Below are 18,307 nucleotides of genomic sequence, written 5' to 3' on the forward strand. Positions count from 1 at the left end.
CCCCCCCCCCCCCCCCCCCCCCCCCCCCCCCCCCCCCCCCCCGACTCTACGGAGCAAAGCAAAAGCAGTCGAGCAAGCTCGACTCTACGGAGCAAAGCAACAGCAGTCGAGCAAGCTCGACTCTACAAACCGCTACGCCAGTGCGGCATCCACGGCGGCGCGTGCGTGCAGGGTAGTGGTGTCGAACAGCGGCACCGGGCTGTCCTGCTCACGTACCAGCAGCATGATCTCGGTGCAGCCCAGGATGATCGCCTCGGCGCCGCGGGCGACCAGTCGCGCGATCACGTCCACGTACACCTGTCGCGAAGCTTCGCTGACCACGCCTGCGATCAGTTCGCGGTAGATGATGTCGTGCACGTCGCGGCGGTCGTCGGCGTCGGGCACCAGTACCTCCAGCCCGAAACGATCGCTCAGCCGCCCACGGTAGAAATCCTCTTCCATGGTGAAGGCGGTGCCGAGCAGGCCCACCGTACGCAGGCCCGCCTGCAGGATCGCCTGCGCGGTGGGGTCGGCAATATGCAGCAGCGGCAGCGGGCAGGCGGCTTCCATCTGCGGGGCCAGCTTGTGCATGGTGTTGGTGCAGACCACCAGCAGGTCGGCGCCACCGGCCTGCAGGCGGCGTGCGGCATCGATCATTTCCGTGCCCAGCGCGTCCCAGTCGCCGTCGTGCTGCATCTGCTTGATGCGGGCGAAATCCACCGACCACAGCAGCAGCTGCGCCGAATGCGCGCCCCCCAGCCGCTGGCGGACATCCTCGTTGATGAGGCGGTAGTACTGCGCCGAGCTTTCCCAGCTCATGCCGCCGATCAGGCCCAGGGTCTTCATGCGTATCTCCATGCTGGAACCGCCATTGCAGCACAGACCGGCGGCCGCTTGCAGGGCGCCCTCTGTAACCGTCATTCGTGGCCCGCGCTGTACGTACCGCCGCACGCCGCCAGCCCGTAAGCTGGTGGGCTCCCCCGCGTTGAGAACAACAATGGCCCTGCATACCTGGTGGTGGTTCCTGGCCACGGTCTTCGTGCTGTGCGGCACGCCGGGCCCGAACATGCTGCATATCCTGGGCCGCAGCGTCGGGCTGGGTTTCCGCCGCAGCGTGCCGGCCATGGCCGGCTGCCTGCTGGCCATGCTGCTGGTGCTGGCCGCTTCGGCTGCTGGCCTGAGTGCGTTGCTGCGCTCCTCACCGATGTTGTTCGAAGTGCTGCGTTACCTGGGCGTGGCCTACCTGGCCTGGCTGGGCATCAAGGCCTGGCGCGACAGCTGCCGTCCGGTCGCGACGGGCACCGGAAGCGAGCCGCTGCTGGCGCCGGTGCACGGTGCGTGGTCGGTCTTCCGCGGTGGCCTGCTGGTGGGGCTGAGCAACCCGAAGCTGCTGCTGTTCGCCGCCGCATTCCTGCCGCAGTTCGTCGATCCCGCGCGTGCGCAGGGCCTGCAGTACACGGTGCTGGTGACCACCTTCGCCGCCTGCGAACTGTTCTGGTACGTGATGTATGCCGCGGGCGGGCACAGCCTGCGCCGCTGGCTCGCCAAGCCCTTCGCGCAGCGCTGGTTCGAACGGCTGGTGGGCAGCGTGTTCCTCGCGTTCGCTGTCGCGCTGCTGCGCTTCCGCCCGCGCTGAACGTTCACGCCGCGCGCGCGGCGCGCTCACGGCACCCGCATCGGCGCCTGCCTAACCTGATCCCACTGTTATCAGTCCCTGAGGGGAAAGGATCGACATGATCAAGTGGGCCATCATTTTCGCCGTCATCGGCCTCATTGCCGGTGTGCTCGGTTTCGGCGGCATCGCCGGTACCGCAGTCGGCATCGCCAAGTTCCTGTTCTGGGCAGGCATCATCATCGCGGTGATCCTGTTCCTGATCGGCAGGAGCGTGGCCAAGAAGGTCGCCTGACAGCCTGCCCCAGGTGGCCGGCGGCAGCGCGCTCAGTGCGCGCTGCTTTTCGAGAACAGATTGATGACCAGCACACCCGCGCAGATCAGGCCGATGCCGATCAGTGCCGGCGTGTCCAGGCGCTGCTTGAACACAGCAGGCCGATCAGCGAAATCAGCACGATGCCCACGCCGGACCAGATCGCATAGGCGATGCCCGTCGGGATCGATTTCATCGTGAGCGCCAGCAGGTAGAAGCACACGCCGTAGCAGGCCAGCGCACCCAGCGTGGGCGCGAGCCGGCTCATCCCCTCGGACGCTTTCAGCAGCGAGGTGGCGATCACCTCCAGCGCGATGGCGGCGGCCAGGCAGGCATAAGGATTCATCGCGGGCTCCAGGTCAGCCGGGCATGCACAGTTTCAGGGCTTCGCCCGCCATGGCCAGCGCATTGCGCCGTTCTTCCTCATCCAGCGGGCGGCCATAGGCCGTGGCCCAGTAGCCATCGGCTGCGCAGCGCGCCGCGTACAGGCGCGGGTCGGTGGCTTCGCCGGGGAACTCGGCCAGCATGCCGCGCATCCATTCGCGCCAGTGCGCCAGCATTGCCGGTTCCAGCAGGTTGGCCATGGTCAGGCCGATATCGTTGTCCTGGGTCTGCTGCAGCAGGTGGTTGAAGCTCACCTCGACGTAGGCGCGGGTGAAGCAGCCATGGCCGGGCGACGCCTGCAGCATGTGCGCGCGCAGGTCCTGCTCGAACGCAGAAACCAGCGCGGTCAGCGTTGCGTCCAGCAGCGCCTGTTTGCTGCTGAAGTGATGGAACAGGGCGCCCTTGCTGACGCCAGCGGCACGGGCGACGTCCTGCACGGTCAGCGCGGCAAGCCCGCCCTGGCCGATCACGCGGGCAGTCGCGTCGAGCAGGGCCTGGCGCACGACGTCGGGCGCCTTGCGGCGGGTGGGAGCGGGGGATGCGGACATGAATGAAGGAAACCGACTGGACGGTATGATTGTAGCGCAGCCTCGGCTCAGTCCAGGTAGACCGACAGGCCGCTGGCCATCTGCAGGTCCGGGCTGTCATCGTCCAGGCCGACGTCGAACGAGAGATCCAGCTGGACGCCCGGGCGCACCTGCCAGCTCAGGCCGGCCCCCGCCAGCGTCTGGTCGGGCGCATCGCTGACGTCGAAGAAGCCTGCTTCCAGATAGGTGGACACCGTCGGGGTGGCCTGCAGCGACAGGCTGGGCGCCCACGTGGTCGTGCGTTGGCCCGCGCCGCGCTGATGCTCGGCAAACAGCCCCAGGCTCCATCGGTCGGTCAGGGCCTGCTCCACGCTCGCCGCAAGTGCGTATTGCCGGCCATCGCTGAAGGCTGCGTCGCCGCGCGCCACCACGGCCGTGGCCAGCACCGCCCATGCGGTCCGGTCATTGCTGCCGGGGCCGGCCCACTTCACGCCGACGCTGCTGTCGCCCGCCCCGCGCAGGCGGGTGTCCTCGCCATCTGGCGCGCGCAGGCGCTGGCGATTCCACGGTGTACCCGATACCTGCAGTTCCAGGCCGGGCGCCAGGCCGGTGCGCAGCAGGGCATCGCCGGACAAGGTCGTACTGCGCACGCCCTCGGCGTCGGTTTCTCGCAGGTAGGAAGGAAGCCCGAACTCCAGCGCGACGGCGCCACGGCCTACCGTGTCGGTACTGAAGCCGAGGCCGGGCCGATCAAAGGCGGGCGGGGCGGACGGAGGCTCTGCCCGTGCGGACAGGCAGGCCATGGAAAGCCCGAACAGAACGATGCACTGGCGCATGCTGGCCGACGAGCTCGAGGGGTGTTGCCGAGCATGCGCGACCCGCGCGTCGGGGCGCCGTGAACGCGGGGATCAGTCGTCGATGCGGGCGAAGCGCGGCTGCGGGCCGTGCTCGCCGGGCACCTGCTCGACGAACATGGCGTACGGGCGTACCCACAGGCCACCTTCGCCGTAGAGCGCGCGGTACAGCACCTGCGGTTGCAGGGTTTCGCTGCTGCGCACGATATCGAGCACTTCGTACAGACCGCCCTTGAAATGGCGGTAACGGCCCGGCTCGAGGCGGGGCAGGGGGCTGAGGTCGGACATCCGGGAATTCTACTTCCGCGCGGGCGTGGGCGGCAGCGCGCACCAGGCATCAATGGCCTCGGCGGTGTTGGCCAGGCCTTGGGCCTGGGCCAACTCCCATGGCCGCTCGCAGCGCCCGCTGCGCTGGCACCATTGGTAGCCGGCCGAACCGATGCAGCCGTGGGCGTCGCGATCACCGCCGACCACGGGCACGGCGGCGGCGGCATCCCGGGCGGGCGCGGGTTCGGGCTGTGCGCAGGCGCTCAGTGCCAGCACCAGCAGCACCGGCAGAAGGGCGATCTTCATCGGAATGGCCTCGGGTCCGGAGGCCTCAGTGTCGGCTGCTTCCGCGCCGGCAACAAGCGCTCAGCTGATGCTGGCGCGGACCAGCTCCTCAAGCAGGACCAGATAGCTGGCCACGAAGTAGAACTTCAGCAAGGTCGAACGCTGCAGCGGAAGCGAGGTGCGCATGTGGAAGGGGCCCCTGTTAGTGACGGTAGTGTGAAGCGCGCCTGACTTCGTGACAAGAGTCACGGAAAACCTTCACTAAACGGACTCATAGATGTGATGGGGGTGGCGTTCTGACAGCTCCGTGCGGATTTTTCGTACTTATCTGATAGGCCGCCCCTGACCGGCTGACTAGGGTGGATGGCATCAGCAGACGGCCTCTGGCCCCTGCGCCTTCCACCACAGGAGTCCGTCATGGTCATTACCGTCAAATGCAGTGCCGCCCAGTGGTCGCTGCTGGATCCCGCTGCGGGCAGCGCCGAAGCGTTCGGTTCGGGGGCTGCCGCCTTCGATACCGCCGTCGAGCGGGCCGGGGATCACTATCGCCGCACCGGGCAGGAAAGCATCGTGCGCGTGGAAGCGCTGGGCGACAGCATCGAAGCCGTGCGTTTCCAGGCGGTGGCTGTCGCGCCGGTGCAGGTTACGGCGCTGCATCCTGCGCCAGCGGCGTGACGCCAGCCGCATCCCGGCTCAGTGCCGGGATGACGAAGCGCCACAGCCACGGACGGCTGACGGTTTTGGTGTGGACGTGTTCGATCCTCCCTGGCAGAGCCTTGTCCTGCAGCAACCGCTGCGGCTCCTCGGACAGCACCAGGATGAGCAGGTCGCGGCGCAGGCAGCAGATGCGCCGCAGCAGGGGAATGCCATCGCTTTGGCCAATGGTAGGCATGCAGGGGTCGATGACCAGCACTTTGCAGGCCGGGTCGGCAATGCGCGCCAGTACCTCCGACGGTGAGCGGGCTTCGCGGGGAGCCTGACCCTGCAGATGCGGGAAAATGCCGAGGATGAGCTCGCTGCGGACCCAGGGGTTTGCATCTGCGATGACCAGGGCGTGGGCTTGGCCGTACAGCCTGGGGGTGATGGCAACAGGGCTTTCCGGGGTAAACCGATCGTCGTTGGCGGCGGGTACGGTGGACATGTGGGTGTAGTGGGTGATGCGCGAGAGACTGATGAACTTCCGCACGCCCAACTCCTTAAGTACGAGCCATGTTGGATGCACGGTGTTGGCTTCGCCGCGTCATTGACGACGATGGACTCGCCCGGATGTCCAATTTATTTCACACAGGCTATGGATTATCGGGGCCGCAGCCCTTTGGGAGGAGGTCGTAATAGGGAATGGCAGTCCAGCAGCGCCATTCATGAGTGTCTGAATCCCTTATCAGCATCAGGTTCATGCTCCACGTGCCAACGTTGTAGCCGGCATCAGGACGCAGGAGGCATTCGATTTCCACGTTCGCAAAGGGGCGCACTATAATGGTTTCGCAGCGTTCGCTACTTTCTGGCAGCCCCAGTTTCCTGTTGTCTGAGCCATAGATATCGCCTCGCTCTGCCAGCCACGCTTCCACGCCCGCCTTCCCGCCAGCTATGTCTGCCAAGGCTGCAGCCAGCTTTGATCTTGTAGTGAACTTCTTGTACTGCGGGACTGCGATCATGGACAGGATCGCGATGATGCCCACGACGACCATCAGCTCTATCAGAGAGAAGCCTTGCTGGCCTTGCACGCGTTTAGCTGCACGGCCATCCTTTGGTAGTTCGTTTTCCATTGTTTCCTCCATGGCGAAGCCAACATTGAGCCGGGAACGGTATGAGGCAGTGACTGGAGAGGCACATGCGACTGTATGCAGGGATGAGAGCCTGCGCAGCGGCATGTGCCTGCGGTCAGGCCTGACAGCCGCGCGGAAGTAGATCCTGCTGAGGGATGTCGCTCTCGCAGAGCCAGGTGCCATTCGGGTCGCGACTCAACGTCAGGCTGCCGGTGCCAAATGTGGCGTCGCTCTCAAGCCGGCAGTCGATGCTTGTGGCACCACTTACGGCATCTGCCGTGACAGTAATGAAGCTGCAGCGTGAGCTGGAATCGGGGAGGCCAATCGATGCCGCTGTGGTTACCTCGGTGCCCGCAGCCAGGAGTGACTCGACGCCAACTTTTCCGCCCGCTATCTCTGCCAGTGCGCTCGCCAGCTTCGCTTTGGCGGAAAATTTTTGGTACTGCGGAAGCGCAATCATCGCCAGGATGCCGATGATCGCCACGACCACCATAAGCTCGATGAGCGAGAAGCCTTTCTGTCGGGAGTTTATGCGGGATGCACGATGTGTGCGGAAACGAGAGGTGTCCATCTTCTTTCCTCGGTGATGTGGGTTATTCATCGAAATCGCCGCGATAGCTCGTGCTTCGTGGCGTGGCGATAGATAATCACGGGCGTCGCTCCGGGTATATTCCATTAATGGGAAAATTGGCCTCCGGCGGATTGATCTCCCCACTTTTCCCATTTGTTGAATCAATACGGTTCACGGACGGCAGGCTGCTGGCAGCAGTTGCGGGTCGGGTACGTCAGCTACACAGCTCCAGGTACCTTGTGGCGTGCGCTGCAATACCAGGGTGCCGCGCACGAGCGCATCGCCGCGGAGTTCGCAGCGCAGTCGTGCGTGCCCGGTGTCGGGCAGGTGCATGCGCAGTTGCCTGCAGAACGCCGCGCTGGCGGGCAGGCCGAGATGTTGGTCGCTGATCCGCAGATCGCCGCCTGCGTAGCTGGCTTCCACGGCCTGGATCACTTCGCCAAGGTGGGCGACGGCGGCGTGCAGGTATTCGCGTTCGGTAGTGCGGCCGAGTGTAGGCGCGGCCAGGATGACCGCATAAAGGGCGGCAATCGCCGCCGCAATGGCAATGGCCGCCCAGGGTCTGGCCCGAGGCGGCAGCACGATGTCCCTGTGTTCCGGAGAAGCTGCATGCATGGCAGTGGCTCTCCCTCCTGTGTTCCTTGGGAGGAAGACATCCCAGTGCCGGGGGGGGGCCCCCCCCGGCCCCCCCCCCACCGAGGGGGCCGGTCCACACCCATCAGCCCCACCGGTAGCGCCCGACCGTTGGTCGGGCGACAACTGAACCAAGAGCCTCTCGTGCCCAAGACTTTCCATCGAACCGACCGTGTCTCCGCCCAGCTGCGCCGTGAACTCGGCACCCTGGTGCACAACGCCGTGCGCGAGCACGGGTTGCCCTCGGTGAGCGTGTCCGACGTGGAAATCACCCGCGACATGGCCCATGCCAAGGTGTTCGTCACCGCGCTGATGCCGGAACGTTCGGCCGAAGCCGTGGCCGGCCTGAAGGAGCTGGGCTACCGCCTGCGCATGGACCTGGCCCGCGCGATGAAGCTGCGCCACGTGCCTGAGCTGCATTTCCACTACGACGACTCGGTCGACCGTGGTGAGCACATCGACAACCTCCTGCGCGACCTGCCCGATACGCTGGCCGCGGAGAAGCGTCGCGAGAGCGACGAAGAATAAGCTTGCGCCGGGTGATGCCCGGCGTTTTCCATTCTGACCGTGCGAGGCCGGACGCTGGCCGCGCTTCGCGCTCGCCGGGCATGGCCCGGCGCTACCCGTATCTGTCATGACCCGAATTCAGTTCCGCCGCCTGGATGGCATCCTGCTGCTCGACAAGTCGACCGGCATGAGCTCCAACGCCGCCCTGCAGGTGGCCCGCCGCCTGTTCCGTGCCGAAAAGGGCGGCCATACCGGCAGCCTTGACCCGCTGGCCACCGGCCTGCTGCCGCTCTGCTTCGGCGAGGCGACCAAGATCGCCGGCCTGCTGCTGGGCTCGGCCAAGGCCTACGACGCCGAGATCCAGCTCGGCCAGACCACCGATACCGACGATTCCGAAGGCCAGGTGCTGCTGCAGCGCCCGGTGCCGGCCATCAGTGCCGAGGCCCTGCAGGCCGCCCTGGCGCCGCTGACCGGCCGCATCCTGCAGCGGGCACCGATCTATTCGGCGCTGAAGCAGGGTGGTGAGCCGCTGTATGTGAAGGCCCGCCGCGGTGAAGCCATCGAGGCGCCCGAGCGCGAGGTGCACGTGCAGGCCATCGAGGTGCTCGAGCAGCAGGCCGATCGCCTGCGCCTGCGCGTGACCTGTGGTTCGGGCACCTACATCCGCAGCCTGGCCCGCGACCTCGGCGAGGCGCTGGGCTGCGGCGCCCACATCAGCGCGCTGCGCCGGCTGTGGGTCGAGCCGTTCCATGCCCCGGCCATGGTCACCCTGGACCAGCTGCGGGCGATGGTCGAGGCCGGCGACGAAGCAGGCATGGACGCACTGCTGCTGCCGTTGGCCGCCGGCCTGGCCGAATACCCGCGCGTCGACCTCGACGCTGAACAGGCCCATCGCTTCTGTGTCGGCCAGCGCCAGCGCGACGCATCATGGCCGCGCGGCCTGGTGGCCGTGTACGGTCCGGACGATGCTGTCCAAGGCCTGGGCCAGGTCGACGACAGTGGCCTGCTGGCCCCGCAGCGCCGGTTCAACCTCTGACAGGGGGAGGGCGGTTCAGCCCCGGTCCTTGTTCCCGGAGCCCCTGACCGTTACAATTTCGCGGCCGTTTTCCGGCAACCTGCCTCGCGCAGGTTTCATCCTCGTAGTCCACGGCGAGCCTGGCGGTGCGCGAAGCGCGTTCCTGCCGGCCACGCATCACAGAGAAAAAGAAAATGTCGATCGACACCCAGAAGGTCATTGAAGACAACAAGCGCAGCTCGGCTGACACCGGCTCCCCGGAAGTCCAGGTTGCCCTGCTGACCGCCCGCATCGAACTGCTGACCGGCCACTTCAAGACCCACAAGAAGGACCACCACAGCCGCCGCGGCCTGCTGCAGATGGTCAACCGCCGTCGCAGCCTGCTCGACTACCTGAAGAAGAAGGACGTCGAGCGCTACAAGGCCCTGATCGAAAAGCTTGGCCTGCGTCGCTAAGCAAAGAATCCCCCGCGGCGCAGCGATGCGCCGCGGTTTTGTTTTGTAGCATCGAAATACCGATTCAGACCGGAACGATCCGGTCACCCGCAGGCGGCAAGGGTCGCCGACGGTCCAAACTCGCAGACAGCATCCCCAAGGACACCCTCCGTGGCAAAAATCACCAAAACCTTCCAGTACGGCAAGCACACCGTCACGCTTGAAACCGGCGAAATCGCCCGTCAGGCCGGTGGCGCCGTCATCGTCAAGTTCGACGACACCGTGCTGCTGGTCTCCGCCGTTGCCGCCAAGAGCGCGCGCGAAGGCCAGGATTTCTTCCCCCTGACCTGTGACTATCAGGAGAAGTTCTACGCAGGTGGCCGTATCCCGGGTGGCTTCTTCAAGCGCGAAGGCCGCGCGACCGAGAAGGAAACCCTGATCTCGCGTCTGATCGACCGTCCGATCCGTCCGCTGTTCCCGGAAGACTACAAGAACGAAGTCCAGATCATCGCCACGGTGATGTCGCTGAACCCGGAAATCGACGGTGACATCCCGGCGCTGATCGGTGCCTCGGCTGCCCTGTCGCTGGCCGGTACCCCGTTCAAGGGTCCGATCGCCGCCGCCAAGGTCGGCTACAAGAACGGCGAGTACATCCTCAACCCGACCGTGTCGGAACTGAAGGATTCGGAGCTGGAGCTGGTCGTTGCCGGTACCGCCAACGCCGTGCTGATGGTTGAATCCGAAGCCGCACTGCTGTCCGAAGACGTGATGCTGGGCGCCGTGACCTTCGGTCACCGCGAAATGCAGAAGGTCATCAACGCGATCAACGAGCTGACCGTGGAAGCCGGCACCAAGCCGTCGACCTGGGTGGCCCCGGCCAAGAACGACGTGCTGATCAGCGCCCTGCAGGAAGCCATCGGCCCGCGCCTGGGCGAAGCCTTCCAGGTGCGCGACAAGCTGCAGCGCCGTGACGCCATCTCGGCGATCAAGAAGGACGTGGTCGAAACCCTGGCTGGCCGCGTGGCCGCTGAAGGCTGGAACCTGGCCGAGCTGTCGAAGGAATTCGGCGAGCTGGAATACAGCACCATGCGCAACTCGGTGCTGGACACCAAGGTCCGCATCGACGGCCGTGCGCTGGACACCGTCCGCCCGATCGCCGTGCAGACCGGCATCCTGCCGCGTACCCACGGTTCCTCGCTGTTCACCCGCGGTGAAACGCAGGCCATCGTGACCATCACCCTGGGCACCGCCCGTGATGGCCAGGTCATCGATGCCGTCTCCGGTGAGTACAAGGAAAACTTCCTGTTCCACTACAACTTCCCCCCCTACTCGGTGGGTGAGACCGGCCGCATGATGGGCCCGAAGCGCCGCGAAATCGGCCACGGTCGCCTCGCCAAGCGCGGCGTGCTGGCTGTGATGCCGTCGCTGGAATCCTTCCCGTACACCATCCGCGTCGTCTCGGAAATCACCGAGTCGAACGGCTCCTCGTCGATGGCCTCGGTCTGCGGTTCGTCGCTGGCCCTGATGGACGCCGGCGTGCCGGTGAAGGCACCGGTTGCCGGTATCGCCATGGGCCTGGTCAAGGAAGGCGATCGCTTCGTCGTCCTGTCCGACATCCTGGGTGACGAAGATCACCTGGGCGACATGGACTTCAAGGTTGCCGGTACCGCTGAGGGCATCTCCGCCCTGCAGATGGACATCAAGATCGAAGGCATCACCGAAGAGATCATGAAGCAGGCTCTGCAGCAGGCCAAGGCTGGCCGTCTGCACATCCTGGGCGAAATGGCCCACGGCCTGACCGCTCCGCGTGAAGAGCTGTCGGACTACGCGCCGCGTCTGCTGACCATCAAGATCCACCCGGACAAGATCCGCGAAGTGATCGGCAAGGGTGGCTCGACCATCCAGGCCATCACCAAGGAAACCGGCACCCAGATCGACATCCAGGATGACGGCACCATCGTCATCGCTTCGGTCAATGCCATCGCTGCCCAGGCCGCCAAGGCCCGCATCGAGCAGATCACCTCGGACGTCGAGCCGGGCCGCATCTACGAAGGCAAGGTCGCCAAGATCATGGACTTCGGTGCGTTCGTCACGATCCTGCCGGGCAAGGACGGTCTGGTCCACGTGTCGCAGATCTCCAGCGACCGCGTCGAGAAGGTCGGCGACGTGCTGAAGGAAGGCGATGTGGTCAAGGTCAAGGTCCTGGAAGTCGACAAGCAGGGCCGTATCCGCCTGTCGATGAAGGCCGTCGAAGAAGGCGAAGGCGCCAGCGCCGAGTAATCGACCTCTGGTCGATGACGGTAGGTGAGGACCGTTGGTCCTCACACCTTCGCGCCGAGGTCGGTAGGTGAGGACCGTTGGTCCTCACGCTTTCGCGCCGAGGTCGGTAGGTGAGGACCGTTGGTCCTCACACCTTCGCTGAAATGAAAAAGCGGGCTTCGGCCCGCTTTTTCTTTGCCTGTATTCCGGCGCAGCCGTAACGCTATGCTTCGCCCATGGACACCCTTCGCCTGCTGGACCTGGACATCGATCGCCCGGCCCGACGGGTCAGCCGTGCCGGCGAACCGCTGCCGATAAGCGGCATGACCTGGATCCTGCTGGACGTGCTGCTGGCCCACGGTACCGACGTCGTGGATTTCGATACATTGGCCGCCGAGGTGTGGGCACCGGCGGTGGTCGGCGAAGACGCGGTCAGCCAGCGGGTCAAGCTGCTGCGCCAGGCCCTTGGTGATGACAGCCGGCACCCGCGTTACATCCGTTCCGTGCGCGGCCGCGGCTATCAGCTCTGCGCGCAACCGGTCGCGGTCAGTGCACCGCCCGCGCGATCAGGATGGGACCGGAAGGCCGGCTGGACAGCCACGGCTGCCGCGGCCGTTGCCGTGGCCGCGATCGTGTTCGTGCTGTGGCCGCGGCCAGCACCGCAGGGTGCCGCGCAGCCGGTGCTGCAACGCGCCGACTATTACGCCAGCATCGGCCAGGCCAGCAACAACGAACGGGCGATCAGCCTGTACCGGCAGGCGCTGCAGGCCGATCCCGAATCCGTACCGGCCCGCCGTGGCCTGTCACGGGCGCTGTCCGCGCAGAGGTGTCTGTTCAACGGCACGCCCGCACAGATGGAAGAAGCACTGCGCCTGGCCGACCAGGAGCGCCAGCGCGCGCCGGATGATGCTGCTGCGCACGCTCTGTGGGGCTACGCGCAGGATTGCCTGGGCAACATGCGGCAGGCCATCGCGGGCTACTCGCGCGCCATCGAGCTGGACCCCGCCGACGAACGCAGCCGCGCATCGCTGGCCTACCTGCAGCAGGAGCGTGGCGAGCTGGTCACGGCATTGCGCGGGAACCTGTCGCTGAAGGCGCCAGGGCGCGTCCGCTTCCGTGACGTGCAGGTCGCGCGCGAACTGGAGTTGCTCGGCTTCACCCAGGCCGCCGCGCAGCGCCATGCGCGCAACTTCCAGCTGTACCCGGACAACGTGTTTTCCAATATCGCCTGGCCACGCAGCCTGTATGTGGCCGGCGCGCCGGAGCAGGCCAGGCAGGCGCTGGACGAGGCGCTCGCGCGTGGCACGCCGCATCCACAGCTGCTGCGCCTGCAGGGCGAGCTGGCGCTGCTGGCCGGCGACCCGGTGGCGGCCGCCGCGGCGTTCGAGCGTGGCCGCCAGCTTCGGCCCCAGCAGTCGCTCGGCCAGACCCTGGCGGACCTGCATGGCGTGCCACCCTCACGGGCGATGTGGCTCGGTGAGCGGCTGCAGCAGCGCGCCGCCAACGCCGGCGACGGCTGGCCGGACGCGGCGCTGGAACGGGCGCTGCTGCTGCAGGCCGGCGGGCGCCACACAGACGCCGTGGCAGCGCTGCATCAGGCCGTCGATGATGGCTTCCGCGACGTGGCATGGCTGCGCGTGACGCCCCTGTTCGTGCCCCTGCACAACGCCCCGGGGTGGCCTGCGCTGCTGGATCGTCTCGACACCGACATCGCCCGCCAGCGTGCGCTGGTGCTGGCGGCACCGTGGCGGCCGGATGACCTGGCCGCGCTCAGCGCAGCGCCGGCAGCAGGAACTCGGTGAGGATGCGCCGCGACTGCGGGTGGGCGAAGTTGCGGTTGAACGCCTGGCTGGTGACCACCGCCACCACGCGCTGCTCGGGCAGCACGAAGACGTAGTTGCCACCGTTGCCGGACATCGCCCAGACCGTACGCGGCGAACCCTGCACGTCCAGCTTCAGGCCCCACCACTGGTAGCCGTAGTCGCTGCCGTCGGAAGTGGTTGCCTGCGCCTGCACCATCGCCTCGATGTAGTCCCTGGGCACAAGCTGGCGGCCCTGCCAGCGGCCACCGTCCAGCACCAGCTGGCCGAACCGCGCGAGGTCCTGCGTGCGGTAGCGCGTGCCGCCGCCGCCCATGCCGATGCCCTCCGGCGAGCGGTTCCACTGGCTGCGGGTGATGCCCAGCGGCCGCTCCAGGACCCGTGCGGCGTACTTGGCCAGCGGTTGGCCACTGGCCTGTTCCAACACGGCGCCCAGCACGAACGGGCTGGCGGTGCAGTAGGCAAACGAGCGCCCATGCGGGCTGTCCTCCGGCCGCTGCATCCACGGCGCGAAGCCCTTCACCGGCAGGGCCAGGGCGAAGTCCAGCCAGCGCTCGCGCACGTACATGCGCTCCTCGTGGCCGGCCGAGAACGGGTTCTCGTCATCGCATTCCCAGAGGCTGCTCATGGTCAGCAGGTCCTGCACGGTCGTGCCGCGCAGGCGCGAATCGATGGCGTGCCGGGCAGTGAAGGCCGGGAAGTAGTCGTACACCCGGGCCTGCACGCCGGGCAGCGTGCCATCGCCGATGGCGGCACCGACCAGCAGCGCTGTCACGCCCTTGCTGGCCGAGCGCACGTCGTGCAGGGTCTGCGCATCGGCGCCGTTGAAATAGCCCTCGTAGACCACCTTGCCATCCACCTGCAGCAGCACGCTGCGGATCTGCTTCAGTTCGTCGGTGGCGATGGCCTGCTGCAGGGCCTGCAGGCGGGCTGGGTCAGGTGGCGTGGCGCGGGCCGCGAAGGGCAGGGCGAATACGGCGCAGAGCAGGGCCAGGGCAGGCAGGGTCGAACGCATCGTCGGGCTCCATCAAAGGGGAGCCCGATTGAACCTGCGTGGCGCCTGAAGTGCTGGAAACCTGCCTGAAGAATGCTGAAGCCCCTGTGCCACAAGGCGTGTGGGTGTCAACCTTGGTTGACGCGCTCATCCTCTTCTTCCTCGCCCAGCCACCACACCTGGCCCGGCGCCGGATCACTCAGCGGATGCTCGCGCTGCTCGATGGCCTGCAGCACGCGTCCCGGTGCCGCAGCGGTCCAGGTGGCCAGCAGCTTTTCCACCGCGGCCCGGCCCTGGGCGGCAATACCCAGATCGCGCTCGCGTGCCCAGCCACCGCCATCATCGTTGCCGGCGTCGTCGTCATGCCGGTGCGGCGTGCCGTAGCTGCAGCGGCGGCACAGCCGGCGCACGGTTGCGGTCCAATCCTCGACCGTGCCGATGCCGGGCAGGGCCATGGCCTCCAGGGCTGCGACGTCCTCGGGGCCGTCGCACTGCACGAACACGGTGAAGGTCGCCATGTCCGATGCCTGCAGGCGCTGCATCGCGTTGAACACCGGCACCTCGATGTCGCGGTAGGTGCGCAGGCCCGTGCAGGCACCGTCGTGCAGCACGATGTCGCCGAAGCGGAAGCCGCTTTCGGGCAGAGGCACGTTGTCGATGCGCGCGCGCACCGGGTCGATGCGGCTCATGTACACCACCTCGGCATCGGCCCAGGGTGCCAGGCGCACGCAGGCCACGCCGAAGTCGCCTGCGATCGCCCCCTCACCCTCGGGCAGGGTGATGCCACAGTGCGTCCACTGCCGGCGTGCCTCGGCCCAGTCGCCCAGGGCCGAGGCAGCGATGCCGGCATTCCAGGCCGTGGCCTCGTCGAAGTCGCCGCGTACCTGCGCCGAACGCAGGTTGTCCTGCAGCGAAGCAGGCCAGTTGCGCAGGTACTTGTGCGCCAGCCCGCGCATGTAATGCAGGTAGGGGATCTCCGGCGCATGGCCGATCAGCTCGCCGAACAGGTCTGCCGCCTGCACCAATTCGCCATCGTCGAACGCCGCATAGGCGCGTGCCTCCAGGGCCTGCAGTGCATCCTGGGTGTCATCGTGGGAGGCGTTGTCGTCTGTGCTCATGTCCGTGTGCGATTGAAGATCCGCGGCTACCTTAGCCGATGCCGGATCCGTGTAGAGTCGAGCACGCTCGTCTCTACCTACCGGGAGTTTCCATGTTGCGCCAGACCTTGGCCGGGCTTGCCCTGCTGATCGCCGCCGCCGTTCCTGTCGCCAGCCACGCGGCGCAGCCGCCGATCTACGGTGCCTACTACCCCGGCGGTTCGGCCGAGCGCTACCCGGTGTCGCGTATTCCAGCCGATCGCCTCACCCACCTGTTCTATGCGTTCTCCACCATCGAAGCAGGGCGCTGCACGGTCGGCGCCGAAGCGGCGGACAACTTCGCCGCGCTGGCCGAGCTGAAGAAGGCGCACCCGCACCTGCGCACGCTGATCTCCATCGGCGGCTGGGGCGCAGGTGGCTTTTCCGATGCCGCGCTGACCGTGGCCAGCCGCAAGCGCCTGGTGGATTCGTGCATGGCGCTGTTCTTCGACCAGTACGCGGGCAGCTTCGATGGCGTGGACATCGACTGGGAATTCCCGGTCAGTGGCGGCCCGAAGGAGCTGGCCCATCGACCGCAGGACCGCGCGAACATGACCCGGCTCGCGCAGGCGTTCCGCGTGGCGCTGGATGCGCGCGGCCGCAGGCTTGGCCAGCCGATGCTGCTGACCGCCGCCCTCGCAGCCGGCCGCCTGCAGACCGATGGCCCGTATGATCCGGCCGCCAGCTATGACCTGCCGGCGCTGGCCAATGTGCTCGATTTCATCAACCTGATGAGTTACGACATGGGCACCGGCTTCTCGGCGGTGTCCACCTTCAATGCGCCGCTGCATGAGGTGGCGGCCGACCCGCTGGCGCCGGAGCTGCGGCGCTGGAACAACGTGGCCGGTGCGGTGCAGTACTACCGCGACCATGGCGTGCCGGCCGACAAGCTGGTGCTGGGCGTGCCGTTCTACGGGCGTGGCTTCAAGGTGACCGGCGAGGCGCCTGATGGGGTGTACCAGGCCTACAGCGCACCGGCCGATGCCGGCGACTGGCGGGTGATCAAGCACCGTTACCTGGACCAGCCGGGCTGGACGAAACACTGGCAGCCGCAGGCGCAGAGCCCCTGGCTGTACAACGCGGCAGAGAAGATCTTCATCAGCTACGAAGACCCGCGTTCCATCGGCCTGCGTGCGCAGTTCGCCCGCGAGCAGGGCCTGGCCGGCGTGTTCATGTGGGAGCTGACCGGCGATGACGAGCAGGCCAGCCTGCTCAACGCCATGCTGGCACCGTGGCACAAGGCCCGCGTCGGCGATTAAGCGCGCCTTTGTAGAGTCGAGCTTGCTCGACTGCCTTCGGCGCGAAATCAACAGCAGTCGAGCAAGCTCGACTCTACCGGGGCGGTGCGTACCGGTAGCGCCGGGCCATGCCCGGCGGGTGCCTCAATTGGCCCACACGCTGTTGGGGTCGCCATCACGGGCACGGCGCTGGCTGGCCACCGCCAGCCGCGCAAAGCCGAACGCCATCGCCAGGGCCACCACGTCGATCCAGAACAGCGGCCACAGCCCGCGCGCGGCGGCCAGCCACGGCCAGTCGCCGTTGAGTGCGCCATGCATCACCGGCACCAGGGCGGTGCTGATGGCTGCGGCCCACAGCAGTTCACGCGCGGCCTGCGCCGGCCGGCGCAGGGCCGCCCACAGCGCGCACGCCGCCCAGGTGCCGAAGCAGGCCCAGCGGATGCCGTGGTCCACCGCGGCCGGGGCCACCCGTTCGAGCACCAGCGCGGTGACGAACGCCACCGAAATCGCCACGCACAGGCCGATGCACACGCCCACCGTCGCCCGCGCCATGTTCACTCCCGAACGCGGCTGCTGCGGCTGCCGGCGCTTGCGCCGCGATTCGATCCACAGCAGGTTGCCCGAGTAGAACAGGAAGGCGCCGCCCAGCCCCAGCAGGAAGTACAGCCAGACCACCACGCCGTTGCCGAACTCGCCGAAGTGCAGGGCGTACGCCGCGCTGAGCGTGGCGTGGTTGGCATCGCGATGGCCGGGCAGCTGGCTGGCCAGGACGCGGCCGCTGGCCACATCCAGTGCGACCGAGCCAAGCGGGCCGAGGGTGCCGCTGGATTCGCCGGTGATCTCGATGGTGGCGTTGGCATCTGCGCCGTTGGCCAGCTTCAGGTAGGCCGGTTCGAAATCGGCAACGCCCTGTGCGCGCGCCACTTCCAGGGCGCGTGCGTGCAGCTCGCGCAGGCTGCCCGGTGCGGCCGGCACGCCTGCGGCCTCGCGCACCGGCGCGGTGTCCATCGCCGCCGGCACCACCTGCATGGCCTTGCCTTCGAAGATGAGCGGGTTGAGCAGGGCGATCTGGATGAACACCAGGCAGAGCAGGGCGCCGGTCACCGCGAACATCAGGTGGAACGGCAGGCTGAGCACGCCGATCACGTTGTGCGCGTCCTGCCACATCTGCTTGAGGTTGCGGCCCGGGCGCAGCGCGAACAGGTCACCCAGCAGCTTGGGCAGGTGGATGACCACGCCGCTGAGCAGGGCCATGCCGTACAGCAGGCTGACGATGCCCATCACGTAGATGCCGGCCACTGGCAGGCCCAGGCTGTAGTGCAGTTCGTTGACCAGCTCGGCCAGGCCGGCCTGCGGCGGCGTCGGGCTGCCGCCGGTCTGGCCGGGCCAGGCATAACGCCAGCCGCCGTCGGCCCCCTGCCAGTAGGCCAGCGGCTGCGGGTGCTCGGCGCCGGGGAAGGTCATGCCGACATGGCGGCGTGCCTCCGGGTGCTTGGCCAGCACGTCGTCCAGCAGGTACTGCGCATCATCCAGCCCGGCCGGCAGCACGCTGGCCGCACCCGGCGTCTGCCACATCGGCAGGTCGTGGTGGAACAGGGTGAGGGCACCGGCATAGAACGCCACGAACAGGCCGAAGCCGGCCACCAGGCCGACCCACGTGTGCAGGGTGGTGAAGGTACGCAGGGTCTGCGAGCTGAATTTCATGCGGTCGTT

General features: G+C 67.2%; 21 protein-coding genes and 1 pseudogene. 9 read left to right on the plus strand and 13 right to left on the minus strand.

The features are described from left to right. Nucleotides 1-132 precede the first annotated feature (132 nt). Nucleotides 133-825, minus strand: a complete 693-nt coding sequence (locus tag IAE41_RS14580) for an aspartate/glutamate racemase family protein (protein ID WP_200733601.1) — start codon at nt 823-825, stop codon at nt 133-135. Nucleotides 826-976: 151 nt separating this feature from the next. Between IAE41_RS14580 and IAE41_RS14585 the strand changes: the two genes are divergently transcribed. Next, nucleotides 977-1,615, plus strand: coding sequence for a LysE family translocator (locus tag IAE41_RS14585; protein WP_079222581.1), 639 nt, complete (start codon nt 977-979; stop codon nt 1,613-1,615). Between the two features lie 97 nt (nt 1,616-1,712). Next, nucleotides 1,713-1,886, plus strand: a complete 174-nt coding sequence (locus tag IAE41_RS14590; RefSeq protein ID WP_108747071.1) for a DUF1328 domain-containing protein — start codon at nt 1,713-1,715, stop codon at nt 1,884-1,886. A 32-nt stretch (nt 1,887-1,918) separates the two neighbouring features. On the opposite strand, the pseudogene IAE41_RS14595 reads toward IAE41_RS14590, so the two are convergent. The 5 genes and pseudogenes from IAE41_RS14595 to IAE41_RS14615 all read right to left on the minus strand — a co-directional run bounded on the left by IAE41_RS14595 (nt 1,919) and on the right by IAE41_RS14615 (nt 4,242). Next, nucleotides 1,919-2,250, minus strand: a pseudogene (locus IAE41_RS14595) (SMR family transporter). Nucleotides 2,251-2,263: 13 nt separating this feature from the next. Continuing rightward, nucleotides 2,264-2,836: a TetR/AcrR family transcriptional regulator gene (locus IAE41_RS14600; protein ID WP_200733602.1), complete on the minus strand. Its 573-nt coding sequence runs from the start codon at nt 2,834-2,836 to the stop codon at nt 2,264-2,266. Between the two features lie 47 nt (nt 2,837-2,883). After that, nucleotides 2,884-3,651 carry a transporter gene (locus IAE41_RS14605; RefSeq protein WP_200733603.1) on the minus strand — a complete coding sequence of 256 codons (768 nt, stop codon included), beginning with the start codon at nt 3,649-3,651 and terminating at the stop codon, nt 2,884-2,886. A 72-nt stretch (nt 3,652-3,723) separates the two neighbouring features. Beyond that, entirely contained in the window at nt 3,724-3,957 is a 234-nt protein-coding gene (locus IAE41_RS14610; RefSeq protein ID WP_200733604.1) for a DUF1653 domain-containing protein, read from the minus strand. Between the two features lie 9 nt (nt 3,958-3,966). Continuing rightward, nucleotides 3,967-4,242: a hypothetical protein gene (locus IAE41_RS14615; RefSeq protein WP_200733605.1), complete on the minus strand. Its 276-nt coding sequence runs from the start codon at nt 4,240-4,242 to the stop codon at nt 3,967-3,969. A gap of 396 nt (nt 4,243-4,638) precedes the next feature. Between IAE41_RS14615 and IAE41_RS14620 the strand changes: the two genes are divergently transcribed. Next, the gene (locus IAE41_RS14620; RefSeq protein ID WP_200733606.1) at nt 4,639-4,896 is read left to right on the plus strand and encodes a hypothetical protein; all 258 of its coding nucleotides are present in this window, start codon (nt 4,639-4,641) and stop codon (nt 4,894-4,896) included. Here IAE41_RS14620 and IAE41_RS14625 read toward each other — a convergent pair. The 4 genes from IAE41_RS14625 to IAE41_RS14640 form a co-directional block, all read right to left on the minus strand. After that, nucleotides 4,865-5,407: a hypothetical protein gene (locus IAE41_RS14625; RefSeq protein WP_200733607.1), complete on the minus strand. Its 543-nt coding sequence runs from the start codon at nt 5,405-5,407 to the stop codon at nt 4,865-4,867. The two genes, IAE41_RS14620 and IAE41_RS14625, sit on opposite strands and share 32 nt — an antisense overlap. 103 nt (nt 5,408-5,510) lie before the next feature. Then, the gene (locus IAE41_RS14630) at nt 5,511-5,987 is read right to left on the minus strand and encodes a pilin (protein ID WP_200733608.1); all 477 of its coding nucleotides are present in this window, start codon (nt 5,985-5,987) and stop codon (nt 5,511-5,513) included. Nucleotides 5,988-6,102: 115 nt separating this feature from the next. Further along, nucleotides 6,103-6,558, minus strand: a complete 456-nt coding sequence (locus tag IAE41_RS14635) for a pilin (RefSeq protein ID WP_200733609.1) — start codon at nt 6,556-6,558, stop codon at nt 6,103-6,105. A 171-nt stretch (nt 6,559-6,729) separates the two neighbouring features. Next, nucleotides 6,730-7,173 (minus strand): pilin, encoded by a 444-nt coding sequence (locus tag IAE41_RS14640; protein ID WP_200733610.1) that lies wholly within the window; start codon nt 7,171-7,173, stop codon nt 6,730-6,732. Nucleotides 7,174-7,335: 162 nt separating this feature from the next. Here IAE41_RS14640 and rbfA point away from each other — a divergent pair, with 162 nt between their 5' ends. The 5 genes from rbfA (at nt 7,336) to IAE41_RS14665 (ending at nt 13,208) form a co-directional block, all read left to right on the plus strand. Beyond that, complete coding sequence (gene rbfA / locus IAE41_RS14645) at nt 7,336-7,719, plus strand: 30S ribosome-binding factor RbfA (RefSeq protein ID WP_019660575.1); 384 nt, start codon at nt 7,336-7,338, stop codon at nt 7,717-7,719. Between the two features lie 106 nt (nt 7,720-7,825). Continuing rightward, the gene (gene truB / locus IAE41_RS14650) at nt 7,826-8,734 is read left to right on the plus strand and encodes a tRNA pseudouridine(55) synthase TruB (protein WP_079222596.1); all 909 of its coding nucleotides are present in this window, start codon (nt 7,826-7,828) and stop codon (nt 8,732-8,734) included. A gap of 173 nt (nt 8,735-8,907) precedes the next feature. Then, on the plus strand, nt 8,908-9,168 hold the full coding sequence (gene rpsO / locus IAE41_RS14655; protein WP_005410445.1) for a 30S ribosomal protein S15: 261 nt from the start codon (nt 8,908-8,910) through the stop codon (nt 9,166-9,168). Nucleotides 9,169-9,318: 150 nt separating this feature from the next. Beyond that, complete coding sequence (pnp, locus tag IAE41_RS14660) at nt 9,319-11,427, plus strand: polyribonucleotide nucleotidyltransferase (protein WP_200733611.1); 2,109 nt, start codon at nt 9,319-9,321, stop codon at nt 11,425-11,427. Nucleotides 11,428-11,642: 215 nt separating this feature from the next. Next, on the plus strand, nt 11,643-13,208 hold the full coding sequence (locus IAE41_RS14665; protein WP_200733612.1) for a winged helix-turn-helix transcriptional regulator: 1,566 nt from the start codon (nt 11,643-11,645) through the stop codon (nt 13,206-13,208). Here IAE41_RS14665 and IAE41_RS14670 read toward each other — a convergent pair. Further along, a complete protein-coding gene (locus tag IAE41_RS14670; protein WP_200733613.1) occupies nt 13,177-14,241 on the minus strand; it encodes a serine hydrolase in 1,065 nt (354 codons plus the stop codon). The genes IAE41_RS14665 and IAE41_RS14670 overlap by 32 nt on opposite strands. A 107-nt stretch (nt 14,242-14,348) precedes the next feature. Continuing rightward, nucleotides 14,349-15,338, minus strand: coding sequence for a hypothetical protein (locus IAE41_RS14675; RefSeq protein ID WP_200733614.1), 990 nt, complete (start codon nt 15,336-15,338; stop codon nt 14,349-14,351). A 92-nt stretch (nt 15,339-15,430) separates the two neighbouring features. Between IAE41_RS14675 and IAE41_RS14680 the strand changes: the two genes are divergently transcribed. Beyond that, nucleotides 15,431-16,615: a glycoside hydrolase family 18 protein gene (locus IAE41_RS14680; RefSeq protein ID WP_200733615.1), complete on the plus strand. Its 1,185-nt coding sequence runs from the start codon at nt 15,431-15,433 to the stop codon at nt 16,613-16,615. A gap of 123 nt (nt 16,616-16,738) precedes the next feature. Here the strand turns inward: IAE41_RS14680 and IAE41_RS14685 are convergent, their stop codons facing one another. Further along, nucleotides 16,739-18,298: a PepSY-associated TM helix domain-containing protein gene (locus IAE41_RS14685; protein ID WP_079222590.1), complete on the minus strand. Its 1,560-nt coding sequence runs from the start codon at nt 18,296-18,298 to the stop codon at nt 16,739-16,741. Nucleotides 18,299-18,307: the final 9 nt, after the last annotated feature.

Source organism: Stenotrophomonas sp. S39 (assembly GCF_016624665.1).
Classification (GTDB): Bacteria; Pseudomonadota; Gammaproteobacteria; order Xanthomonadales; family Xanthomonadaceae; genus Stenotrophomonas.

What these genes read in the sequence shown, in the direction of transcription:
- IAE41_RS14580 (WP_200733601.1), bottom strand. Translation starts at nt 825, where the DNA reads ATGAAGACCCTGGGCCTGATCGGCGGCATGAGCTGGGAAAGCTCGGCG.
- IAE41_RS14585 (WP_079222581.1), top strand. Translation starts at nt 977, where the DNA reads ATGGCCCTGCATACCTGGTGGTGGTTCCTGGCCACGGTCTTCGTGCTG.
- IAE41_RS14590 (WP_108747071.1), top strand. Translation starts at nt 1,713, where the DNA reads ATGATCAAGTGGGCCATCATTTTCGCCGTCATCGGCCTCATTGCCGGT.
- IAE41_RS14600 (WP_200733602.1), bottom strand. Translation starts at nt 2,836, where the DNA reads ATGTCCGCATCCCCCGCTCCCACCCGCCGCAAGGCGCCCGACGTCGTG.
- IAE41_RS14605 (WP_200733603.1), bottom strand. Translation starts at nt 3,651, where the DNA reads ATGCGCCAGTGCATCGTTCTGTTCGGGCTTTCCATGGCCTGCCTGTCC.
- IAE41_RS14610 (WP_200733604.1), bottom strand. Translation starts at nt 3,957, where the DNA reads ATGTCCGACCTCAGCCCCCTGCCCCGCCTCGAGCCGGGCCGTTACCGC.
- IAE41_RS14615 (WP_200733605.1), bottom strand. Translation starts at nt 4,242, where the DNA reads ATGAAGATCGCCCTTCTGCCGGTGCTGCTGGTGCTGGCACTGAGCGCC.
- IAE41_RS14620 (WP_200733606.1), top strand. Translation starts at nt 4,639, where the DNA reads ATGGTCATTACCGTCAAATGCAGTGCCGCCCAGTGGTCGCTGCTGGAT.
- IAE41_RS14630 (WP_200733608.1), bottom strand. Translation starts at nt 5,987, where the DNA reads ATGGAAAACGAACTACCAAAGGATGGCCGTGCAGCTAAACGCGTGCAA.
- IAE41_RS14635 (WP_200733609.1), bottom strand. Translation starts at nt 6,558, where the DNA reads ATGGACACCTCTCGTTTCCGCACACATCGTGCATCCCGCATAAACTCC.
- IAE41_RS14640 (WP_200733610.1), bottom strand. Translation starts at nt 7,173, where the DNA reads ATGCATGCAGCTTCTCCGGAACACAGGGACATCGTGCTGCCGCCTCGG.
- truB (WP_079222596.1), top strand. Translation starts at nt 7,826, where the DNA reads ATGACCCGAATTCAGTTCCGCCGCCTGGATGGCATCCTGCTGCTCGAC.
- rpsO (WP_005410445.1), top strand. Translation starts at nt 8,908, where the DNA reads ATGTCGATCGACACCCAGAAGGTCATTGAAGACAACAAGCGCAGCTCG.
- IAE41_RS14665 (WP_200733612.1), top strand. Translation starts at nt 11,643, where the DNA reads ATGGACACCCTTCGCCTGCTGGACCTGGACATCGATCGCCCGGCCCGA.
- IAE41_RS14670 (WP_200733613.1), bottom strand. Translation starts at nt 14,241, where the DNA reads ATGCGTTCGACCCTGCCTGCCCTGGCCCTGCTCTGCGCCGTATTCGCC.
- IAE41_RS14675 (WP_200733614.1), bottom strand. Translation starts at nt 15,338, where the DNA reads ATGAGCACAGACGACAACGCCTCCCACGATGACACCCAGGATGCACTG.
- IAE41_RS14680 (WP_200733615.1), top strand. Translation starts at nt 15,431, where the DNA reads ATGTTGCGCCAGACCTTGGCCGGGCTTGCCCTGCTGATCGCCGCCGCC.
- IAE41_RS14685 (WP_079222590.1), bottom strand. Translation starts at nt 18,298, where the DNA reads ATGAAATTCAGCTCGCAGACCCTGCGTACCTTCACCACCCTGCACACG.